Source organism: Ruegeria sp. CG11 (genome assembly GCF_056537245.1).
In genome coordinates this window covers 132,394-141,834 of sequence record NZ_JBQFRE010000008.1, presented here as the reverse complement: position 1 = coordinate 141,834, position 9,441 = coordinate 132,394, and the positions used below count along the sequence as shown (strand labels likewise).

Genomic DNA, 9,441 nt, shown 5'->3' with positions numbered 1-9,441 from the left:
TCACGCGGTCCTCTGACACGTCCAGAGCCACCACGTTGTGGTTCTGCGCCAGCAGCACCGCGTTGGACAGGCCCACATAGCCGATACCGGCGACCGCAATCTTCATGGTTGAATTCCTTTTGTAACCTGGGCCCGGACCAGTTGGTGGGGCGATTTCCTTGTTAATTCACAGCAGCGTTGATTGGAGTTGTAATGAGAGAAGGTGTTATTTGTGAGATGGTTCTACCCCATCTTGTGACGGGGTTTTCCGCGATGAAGATGATGTCGTTGTTGCGCAGTTCGAACTGCGCGGCCAGCGTGAGGTGAGCGGCGTTTCTTGTGTCGAGGTGCCAGGCGGTGACGGCGCCGAACTCGCGGGGGTCCTGGGCGGCGCGCAGGACGTAGACCTCCGACGCGTCGCCGGTTTCCTTGGCCACGCCGCCGCCGGTGTCGTAAAGCGCGTCGGCGAGGGTGGCGGAGTGGTTGAAGGGCAGGGCATAGCGGCCCTGGGTGCGGACCTCGCCGGAGAGATAGACGTAATCGCGGTCGATCGCGTCCAGTTCGATGGACTGGATGAAGTTGTCGCGGCGTTCATCCAGGTCGGCGCGGCGCAGGTTGACGGCGGTGTTCAGCTCCTGCAGCGCGGTCTGGCGGCCTTCCAGCACGGTCTCGCGCAGGGCGATCTGCTGGGCAAAGTAGCGCTCGGCACGGTCCAGATCATAGTCGGTGTCGACAAAGACCGAGTCGTCCGCGATCAGGTTGAGATTCTGCAGTTCGGTGCGGGAATAGAGGTCTTCCAGCGGGATTTGATAGACATTGCCGTTGCGGTAGATGCGCACCGAGGAGTTGTCGATATCGCTGACCGAGACCGAGCCTGCGGCCGAGAGCGCCTCGCCCAGGGTCAGCTGGGTCAGGGTGATGGGCTGCACGCCGGGCTGGCCGACGGCGCCGCCGACCGAGACGCGGCGGGAATTGAACTCGGCAATTTCCAGGCTGAAGGTTGGGTCGATCTGGTTTTCCACCAGGCGCTGGAACAGCAGCGCCTCGGCCTCGTCCACGGTCAGGCCGACCAGGCGCACGCGGCCGACATCGGGGATGTTGATGGAGCCGTCATCCTGCACGGTATAGCCGTTGCGGCTGTTCTGCGCGGCCAAGAGGCCCGACAGCTCTCCGGCAGTGCCTTGCGTCGAGGGCGTCGACAGCACCAGCACGTCGCCGATGCCGATCGTGTAGGGGCCGGGATTGACCTGAGGCGGCGGGTCCAGCTGCAGGCCGGCGCGCGATCCGTCTTGGGTCGAGGGCGCCTCGGGCAGCGGGCCGGTGCCGCGCAGGCTGTTGGAGGAGCCCGATCCGGCCGACAGCGCAAAGACCGAGGGCAGGGTCTTGGGCGCATAGGGCGAGCGGTTGGCCACCAGCACGGTCTCGGGCGTCACCGGCACGACGCGGACCTTGCCGGCCTCCGACACGCCTGCGGTCACCGAGGGGCTGCGGTAGATGGTCGAGCATCCGGCGATCAGGCCAACTGCGGCCAGCGCGCTGAGGAAAAGGGGGATGTGGCGCACGATGCGTCCTCCGCTGTTCAAAACCTTAACTATCATCGGGCACTGCCTTTATGAACATGTTGCCCAGGAAATCGCCGATCCATTGCGAGGACTGGACGATGCGGCCGGTGCCGGTCTGCACCCAGTAAATGTTGGTGAACTGCTGGGCCAGCCCATAGCAGTCTTCCTGCTGTTTTTGCGTGGCGACGGGGGTGCCGCCCAGCACGACCATGTCCGCGCCCAGCGGGGTGATCCGGCATTTATAGGCGTGCAGCTCGATCTCGTCATCGCCGTTGAGAAAGCTGTGGAACCGCTCGGCGTGGCCCGAGCCGCCGGTCAGGATCAGCGCGGCGCTCTGGCGCAGATCCGACCCGGACATGCCGCCGCCGAAGCCGATGGCCGAGGTCAGCAGGCCCTGTTCCAGCGTGATGGTGGCCCCATCCGCGGTCAGCCAGGTCTGAACCCCGTCGCGCTCGGTCTCCAGCAGCATGACACCGGCCAGATCGCGGCTGGGGAAGCCGACCTCGAGCCGGGGCGGGATAGGGCGGCGCGCGGCCAGTACCTCGGCGCGCGGATGGAAGCGTGGCGCGTTGGGAAACAGCGCGCCTTTCAGCAAATCGACATCCTCCTGTGCCTCGCCGCAGGAGATCAGCATCAGGGCCAGCAGGGCCAAAGGGGCAGGACGTCGCAGGGCCTTCATCGCCAGAACCTCCCCCAGCCGCGGGACAGGTCCTGCGCGCGGGCCTCACGGGTGACGCCGTAAAGCCGGTTGCGCACGTTCAACCGCGCGCCGCCGTCGCGCAGGACCGGGCGGATGGTCTGGGCGATCTTGTTGCGCGAGGGGCGCCCGGTGATCCACGAGACGGGAACCTCTATCCGGATGCCCTTGTCGAACGAACCTTCGCCGAACTCCTCGGAGCTGACATCGGTCAGGGTAAAGAAGGCGCCGACCTTGAAGCCGTTGTTGAACTCGCGATCCAGCGCAAAGGTGGCGCCATAATCGCCCGCCAGATAGCGCCCGACATCGACCTGCGCGTGATAGTCGCCGGGCAGGTCGTAATAGGCCGAAACGTGCCCGGTGGCGACATTGTAATCCTGAAAGCCGAACAGAACGTCATAGTCGCGTTGGGCCACGTAATTGGCCTCAACCCCCAGGGCCAGGCGGCTGTCGGTGGGGTACCACAGCAGCTCGGTCGAAAGCCCGCCGAACATGGTCTCGAGATAGCCCAGCGTGGTGCGGGCATAGAGATCCTTGCCCGGCCGCCACAGGTACTCGGCGGTCATATGTTCGACGCGCAGGTTGGATTCGCGGGCATAGATCGCCCAGTCCGAGCGCACATGCTGCAGCGGCGAATCCGAGACGCGGGTGCTGTCATCCAGCGTGCTGAGGATCGGCTGGCGCAGCCCGGTCGACAGGGTGAAGCCGGGTGACAGGGTATAATCCAGCCCCAGCGCGGCCCCCAGCTCGTACCGCAGCGGATCGTCGGGGTCGAAGAAAGAGAAGTTCAGATAGGGCCCGAAACGGTAGGAGAAATGCGGATAGGCATCGCTGAGGATGCCGCCCTGCAGCAGCGGGATCGTGTCCGAGATCTCGGCCCGGGCAAAGCTGCGCCAGGCGTTGTCGGGGTCGTGTTCCAGCTCGTAGAGGTCGTCGCGATTGACCCGCACCGCACTCAGCGGCACGCCGTTCGACATCAGCGCGATGTCGAACTGTTCGGTTTGCGGCGGTTCTTCGTTGGCCAGCACGCGGGCGGTGCGTCCCAGCGCCTGGGCGGACTGGCCATAGCGATTGTTTTCGACCCCGACCTGAACGGTGTCGCCGGTCTCGGACAGGTAGACAAGCCGCAGCCCTTCCTGACCCAGCGCGCGCTGCAACCGGTAGCGGATGTCGCCTTGGGTGCGGTCTGCGGTGGCGACGGCAACCTGCGATCTGGGCCGCAGCGGCGGCGGCGCGGCGCCCTGCCCACCGGGCGTCACCGCTTTGCGCGGATCGATGAAATAGCTGAAGGTCAGTCCCAGCGTGGTGCCATAGAGGTAAGAGGTGGTCAGCTGGGTGCCGTTCTTGAACCGGTATTGCACCCCGACATTGATCGGCGAGCGAACATCGAACCCGATATTGTCGCCTTCGGCGGTGTAGAGATCGGGGGAATACTCGGCCAGAAATGTCAGTCGGTCACTATACTGCCAGCTGGCGCCACCGAACAGGGCCGCGTCACCGCGGAACCAGTTGCCGAAATCCAGCTGGCCGGTTTCTCCGTCATTCGAGGAAGGCCGGGTGTCGAACCGGTCGCCGAAGACGCCCAGCGGGTTGGAAAACGCGCCGCGCCCGGCCATCCGCCCCCAGCCGATGCCGCCGGTCAGTTTGAACCGGTCCCGAAAGGTTTTTGTGGCCACAAAATACTCCGCGGCATAGATGCCGGTGCCGCCGAAATCGCGCAGCCCCATCACGATGGCCGGGCTGTGCTTGCTTTCCTCGTGCAACCGGAAATGCAGGTCGAAGCTGCGGTCGTAGCGGTCGCCGACCGCACCGTCGAACCCTTTGATATAGGCATAGCGGAAGCTGCCATGCGCCCAGGGCAGCATCTGGAAGGTCATCGTGCCCCGCCCGGTGTCCCGGAACCCTGCGGCGGTGAAGACCAGCGCGCCATCCTCGAACATCTCGGCGGTCGGGATCTCGAGCAGGCCGGGCGTGCCATAGGTCGAGACCGACTGCGCCTGTGCCATGCCGGTCGCCGTCGCGCACACCACTGCCATCAGGCCTTTCCGCCTTGCTGATACCGCTCGAATCTTCACGTCAGATTATCACTTTTTTTCGGCGCCTGATTAGCGGGTTTTGCCTGTGCCGTCTTGTGTCAATTCGCTGCTGCGGGCTTTCCCGCAGCTTTGTGGCCTATCTGCAATTTGGTCGGACGGTTGTGCTGCTTTTTAAGCACGGTGCGGCACAGGCCTGGCGGCGGTGGCGGTTCGGCGGGTCTGTGGCAAGCTGCTGAAAAACAGAAATTTCCCGGCAGATCCGTGCACTTTTTTGCGGATGCGGCATTCTCAGCTCCGGTCAGCTGTGATAGCCTCGGCCCAAGACTTGTTTTAGGAGATTCAAGATGATCAGAACAGCAATTCTGATTCTGGCCCTTTCAGCCACCGGTTCCTATGCCCAGGACGCCTCCGGCGCAGCGGCAACGGCTCAGGCCACCGCTCAGACCGGTAGCGCAGGCGGCGCTAGTGCCGCAGCAGGTGGCGCAGGAGCAGCAGCCGGCGGAGCCGCAGCTGCAGCTGGCGTGACCGGCTTCGTTCCGCTCGTCGCACCCGCGCTCGGCGTGGCCGCAGCCGCAATCGGCGTCGCTGCCGCAGGCAGCGGAGGCGGATCAGCAAACAGCACAACAAGCACCGTCAGCACAAACTGAACCAGACCGTATCAACAACAAGGCGCGCCCCTCCCAATCCGGTGAAGGGGCGCAGCCTTAGTTGTTGTAATAATTGTTGGCATAGTTGCCGTAGGAATACCCGTAATGCCGCGCTCCTCGCGCATTGATTTGACCAAGAACCAAACCCGTCAACCGCTGATTGTCCGTGTGGAACAGGCGCATGGCTTCGGTGAGATCCTGTTCGGACGTGTCGTTCCATTTGACGGTCAACAGCACTGCGTCCGCATTGCGCGCAATCAGGCGCGCGTCAGAAACCAGCAAGGTTGGCGGCGTGTCGATCAGGATGACGTCATACTGCTGGCGCATATCCTCCAGGAACAGCCGGAACCGTTCTGACGCGAAGAGATCCGCCGCATTGGCCGAGGTTTTCTCACCCGCGAGAATGTCACAACCCAGCAGCGGGTCCTGAAAGATGGCTTCTTGCGCCGTCGCATCGCCGGCCAGAACAGACACGATCCCCTTGTTCGGGACGCCATGCAATTGCGCCGTCATGGTCAGGCGTCGAATATCGCCTTCGACCAGCAGTACCTTTTTGCCGATCCCGACAAAGTTCTGCGCCAGAGCCAGCGCGTTTGTTGTCTTGCCTTCGCCCGGCAACGAAGAGGTGATCACCACCACCTGCGGCGGGCGGTCCACATTTGACAACATCAGCGAGGTACGCAGGTTGCGCACCGCCTCGGCCGTGGCAGATGAGGGCTTTTCGGCGAGATATTCCAGAATCTTGCGGCGCCCGCGGGCAGGGAAGACGGGAATCTGACCCAGAACGCTGTACCCGGTTTCGCGTTCCAGCTCTTGTGCTGAACGGAATCCTTTGCGCCGCGACTCGGCCAGCAACACGATACCAGCGCCCAGCAAGAGGCCCAGAATGGCCGACAGCGCGAGGATCATGGATTTGCGGGGCGATGCCGGATTGCCGGGGATCACTGCGCGGGACAGCTGCCTGCTATCCGCTTTCTGGATGCCTTCCTGCGCCGAAGTCTCTTTCAGTCGGGCCAGGAAATATTCATACAGCAGCCGGACCGCTTCGGCTTCGCGCACCAGTTGCTGTAGTGTGATCAGATCCGCATTCTGCTGGGCGATCTGCTGACCCAGCTCTTTGGCCGATTGCGTCAGCGCCTGAACCTGCTGCGCCGCCCGCCGCGCATCGAGCGCAGTGCGCGCGAGCAGGCGCTGGAATGCGGTGTCAAAGGTGGCTTCACCAGTGTCCGAGTCCCCGACCTGTGAATACAGCCGTTGCAACTGCGGGTCCTGACTGGCTTCGGCCTGTGCCGCGCGGGTGTCGGCGGCCTCCAGTGTTTCATACCGGTCCTGAGCCGAGATACGGTTTGCCTCGGCAGAGATGCGGCGTTCCCGCAGGTCTTTCAGCTGAATTTCCTGCAACTGCAACGCCTCGGGCGAGATCAGCGCCGTCGTCGCGTTGAACTCGTTGACTTCCGCTTCGGCGGTTTCCAACTCGACCTGCAGCTCGGCCACCCGGTCGGTCAGCCATGCGGTCGCCTGTTCGGTAGCCTCGAACTTCACTTCGATCTGATTCAGAACGTAGAGCTCGACAATTGTATCCGCGATCAGGGCCGACTTGCGCGCCGCTTCCGTTTCGACCGTTACCTCGAACACCAGGCTTTGCGGTATGTTTCGGATCGAAACCTTGTTCAGCAATGCGCTGATAACATTGTCGCGTGTAATCAGCGCCGCGATGTCAGGCTGGACTTCCACAGGTTCCGGGCTGAGTCCCAAGGCGGATTTCAGGCCACTCTTGATGACTGTGAGGGTCGACGGCGCGGTCAGCGCGCCGTTGAATTCAGGATCAGAAACCAAGTTGAGCTTATCGACAACCTTGCCCATCAGTCCGCGGGACCGGAGCACTTCCAGCTCGGAGTTGACCTCGGCAGTGTCTCCGGCCAAGCCGCCCACCACGCTTTGCAGGTCGACCACGCTGGCCTGATCGGTTTCCAGCATGACCACGGCGGTAGATTTGTACAATGGGACGGCGGCGACAAAGGCGTAGTAGGCCCCCAATAGAATGGCTGCGGCTGTGGTCACCGCGATGATCCACTTGCCACGCCACAAAGTTCCCGCCAAAGCGGCCAGGTCGATGACGTCATTTTGCGGCGCGTCACTTGCCGGGGACCGGTTCGGTTTGAACTGCGCGTCGTGTATCGGAGTTTGCTTCATATCGAATATATGATCCCAAATGCCTGACACACGCGAAACGCGTGTGCCACTGCGCTCTACACGGTCCCCAAGCAAGAATAAAGGTCTGTGCGCCTGTTACCGACCGGTTCTGAGAAGCATGGCCGACGCGGTCAGAGAGATGATCTTGATGTCGCTGAGAAAGCTGCACCGGGTCAGATAGGCGACATCCAAAGCGACGCGCTCGCTGTAGCTGATATCGTTGCGCCCCGAGACCTGCCACAGCCCGGTGACCCCCGGTTTCTGTGCCAGATAGGCCGATGCCGAACTGCCGTATTTGACCAGTTCGATGGCTACAACGGGGCGCGGGCCGACAAAGCTCATCTCGCCTTTCAGCACGTTCCAGATCTGCGGCAGCTCGTCCAGACTGGTCTTGCGCAGGATGCGGCCCAGCCGGTTGATGCGCGGATCATCGGTCAGTTTATGGTCGCGTTCCCACTCGGCTGCGGCTTCGGGATTGGCGTCCAGATAGGCCTGCAGCCGCGCCTCGGCATCGGCCACCATGCTGCGAATCTTCCAGCATTTGAAGGGCTTGGCATTCTGGCCCACACGGGTATGGCCGAAAAAACCGGGACCTCCGTCAAGGCGCACAAGGCACCACAGCACCGCAATGACCAGCGCCACAACGGGCAGCAGCAGCACTGCGAGCACGATGTCAAAGACACGCTTACCAAGACTCGAATACAGCCCAGACGGTACCCGGTGTTGCACCGGCTGTCCCGCTGATCTGTCTTGTGAAGCCGTTGAGGAAGCGAAGTCCAGCATTTAAAAATATCCTGACATCTTGAGAGCAGATGCTAATGCATCAATTAAGCAATCAAACGGCGTCCCGGATAAACCCGCGACGTGAAATATTTAAGGGGCAAAACAACTCTAGGACTAAAAGATTTCTACACCTGCACGATTGTTGCGCAGTTGCATCATTTGCCATCGGGTTAATAAACAACGACTCGGTGATTTGCAACCTAAGATTGAGTTACGCAGCGCATCTCCGACGCGCAAAACCACAGACGCGGGCGAACTTCACACAGATTTTGCGCGGAAAATGCTCATAGCTTCAGTGCATGTCAGGCGTTGGAACGATGTGCCGGATATTGCATCAGATACGTGCTGGCCGCGATCACTCAGAGAAGTGGCGAGCAGTGATGTTCCTACGACCATTACACCCGGTTGCCTAAACAACGTTCGAACAGGCAGTGGATTGGCCGGGGTCCTCGTGTGCGTGGATGAAAAAATTGACTGAACAGTAAAAAAGTGCTGCCATCCCACCACACAGGAGAAAGAGATATGACCAAAAGAACATTTACGCGCAGAGTGTTGCTGGCTGCGGCCGCCGCAGTTTCAATATTGTATTCCGCCGGGCTGGCGGCGGCAGAAACGGTTAAGGTGGCGGCGATTTACACGCTGCCCGTGGAACAGCAATGGATCAGCCGTATCCACAAGGCCCTGAATACCGCGGCCGAACGGGGCGACATTGAATATGTGTTTTCGGAAAACGTCGCCAACACCGACTATGAGCGCGTAATGCGCGAATATGCCGAACAGGGTGCCCAGCTGATTGTGGGCGAGGTGTTCGGTCTGGAACGCGCCGCGCGCAAGGTGGCGAAGGACTACCCGGATACAGCGTTTCTGATGGGTTCGTCCTTTGGTCCGGTTGCCCCCAATTTCTCGGTCTTTGACAACTGGATTCATGAACCGTCTTACCTGACCGGCATGGTGGCTGGCGCTGCGACGGAATCGAACGTGATCGGCATGGTCGGCGGCTATGCCATCCCCGAGGTGAACCGTCTGATGAACGCCTTCATGGACGGCGCGCGCGAGGTGAACCCGGATGTCACCTTCCTCGTGACCTTCATCGACAGTTGGTATGATCCGCCCAAGGCCAAGGAAAGCGCCATCGCGATGATGGATGCAGGCGCTGACATCATGTACGCCGAACGCTTTGGCGTGTCGGACGCGGCGGTTGAACGAGGCGTCAAGGCCGTGGGCAATGTCATCGATACGTCGGGCGATTACCCCGGCACGATCATGGCCTCGGCCCTGTGGCATATGGAGCCGACCATCGACAAAGCGATCGCCAATGTCGCCAGCGGGTCATTTGAGGCTGCGGATTATGGCCAATACAGCTTTATGGGCTATGGCGGCGGATCGATGGTTCTGGATGAAGAACTTGTTCCGGCTGACGTGCTCGAAGCGGTGAATGCGCGTCAGGCCGAGATTCTGGACGGGCTGTTCCGCGTGAACGTCAACGATGACCGTCCGGTCTCGGACAACTGAGTGCAATCGGGCCGGTTTTGCATCGGCCCGCT

The 9,441-nt window shown here is 61.6% G+C and carries 8 protein-coding genes; 2 read left to right on the top strand and 6 right to left on the bottom strand.

Annotated features, from left to right (window positions below; genetic code table 11):
* The 4 genes from ACR0KW_RS16725 to ACR0KW_RS16710 form a co-directional block, all read right to left on the bottom strand.
* The coding region (locus ACR0KW_RS16725; RefSeq protein WP_480806022.1) for a hypothetical protein at positions 1-106 on the bottom strand (106 nt) is incomplete at its 3' end.
* A gap of 55 nt (positions 107-161) precedes the next feature.
* Positions 162-1,577 carry a polysaccharide biosynthesis/export family protein gene (locus tag ACR0KW_RS16720; protein ID WP_480806016.1) on the bottom strand — a complete coding sequence of 472 codons (1,416 nt, stop codon included), beginning with the start codon at positions 1,575-1,577 and terminating at the stop codon, positions 162-164.
* Complete coding sequence (locus tag ACR0KW_RS16715; RefSeq protein WP_480806015.1) at positions 1,567-2,220, bottom strand: YjbF family lipoprotein; 654 nt, start codon at positions 2,218-2,220, stop codon at positions 1,567-1,569. Before ACR0KW_RS16715 ends, ACR0KW_RS16720 begins: the two co-directional genes overlap by 11 nt.
* Positions 2,217-4,274: a YjbH domain-containing protein gene (locus tag ACR0KW_RS16710; RefSeq protein ID WP_480806014.1), complete on the bottom strand. Its 2,058-nt coding sequence runs from the start codon at positions 4,272-4,274 to the stop codon at positions 2,217-2,219. Before ACR0KW_RS16710 ends, ACR0KW_RS16715 begins: the two co-directional genes overlap by 4 nt.
* 344 nt (positions 4,275-4,618) lie before the next feature.
* On the opposite strand from ACR0KW_RS16710, the gene ACR0KW_RS16705 reads away from it, so the two are divergent.
* Complete coding sequence (locus ACR0KW_RS16705) at positions 4,619-4,921, top strand: hypothetical protein (protein WP_480806013.1); 303 nt, start codon at positions 4,619-4,621, stop codon at positions 4,919-4,921.
* Positions 4,922-4,978: 57 nt separating this feature from the next.
* On the opposite strand, the gene ACR0KW_RS16700 is transcribed toward ACR0KW_RS16705, so the two are convergent.
* Entirely contained in the window at positions 4,979-7,114 is a 2,136-nt protein-coding gene (locus ACR0KW_RS16700; protein WP_480806012.1) for a polysaccharide biosynthesis tyrosine autokinase, read from the bottom strand.
* Positions 7,115-7,210: 96 nt separating this feature from the next.
* Complete coding sequence (locus ACR0KW_RS16695) at positions 7,211-7,897, bottom strand: sugar transferase (RefSeq protein WP_480806011.1); 687 nt, start codon at positions 7,895-7,897, stop codon at positions 7,211-7,213.
* Positions 7,898-8,419: 522 nt separating this feature from the next.
* Here ACR0KW_RS16695 and ACR0KW_RS16690 point away from each other — a divergent pair.
* Positions 8,420-9,409: a BMP family protein gene (locus ACR0KW_RS16690; RefSeq protein ID WP_480806010.1), complete on the top strand. Its 990-nt coding sequence runs from the start codon at positions 8,420-8,422 to the stop codon at positions 9,407-9,409.
* Positions 9,410-9,441 lie beyond the last annotated feature (32 nt).

Coding starts and splice junctions, on each gene's coding strand:
- ACR0KW_RS16720 (WP_480806016.1), bottom strand. CDS start 1,577: ATGATAGTTAAGGTTTTGAACAGCGGAGGACGCATCGTGCGCCACATC.
- ACR0KW_RS16715 (WP_480806015.1), bottom strand. CDS start 2,220: ATGAAGGCCCTGCGACGTCCTGCCCCTTTGGCCCTGCTGGCCCTGATG.
- ACR0KW_RS16710 (WP_480806014.1), bottom strand. CDS start 4,274: ATGGCAGTGGTGTGCGCGACGGCGACCGGCATGGCACAGGCGCAGTCG.
- ACR0KW_RS16705 (WP_480806013.1), top strand. CDS start 4,619: ATGATCAGAACAGCAATTCTGATTCTGGCCCTTTCAGCCACCGGTTCC.
- ACR0KW_RS16700 (WP_480806012.1), bottom strand. CDS start 7,114: ATGAAGCAAACTCCGATACACGACGCGCAGTTCAAACCGAACCGGTCC.
- ACR0KW_RS16695 (WP_480806011.1), bottom strand. CDS start 7,897: ATGCTGGACTTCGCTTCCTCAACGGCTTCACAAGACAGATCAGCGGGA.
- ACR0KW_RS16690 (WP_480806010.1), top strand. CDS start 8,420: ATGACCAAAAGAACATTTACGCGCAGAGTGTTGCTGGCTGCGGCCGCC.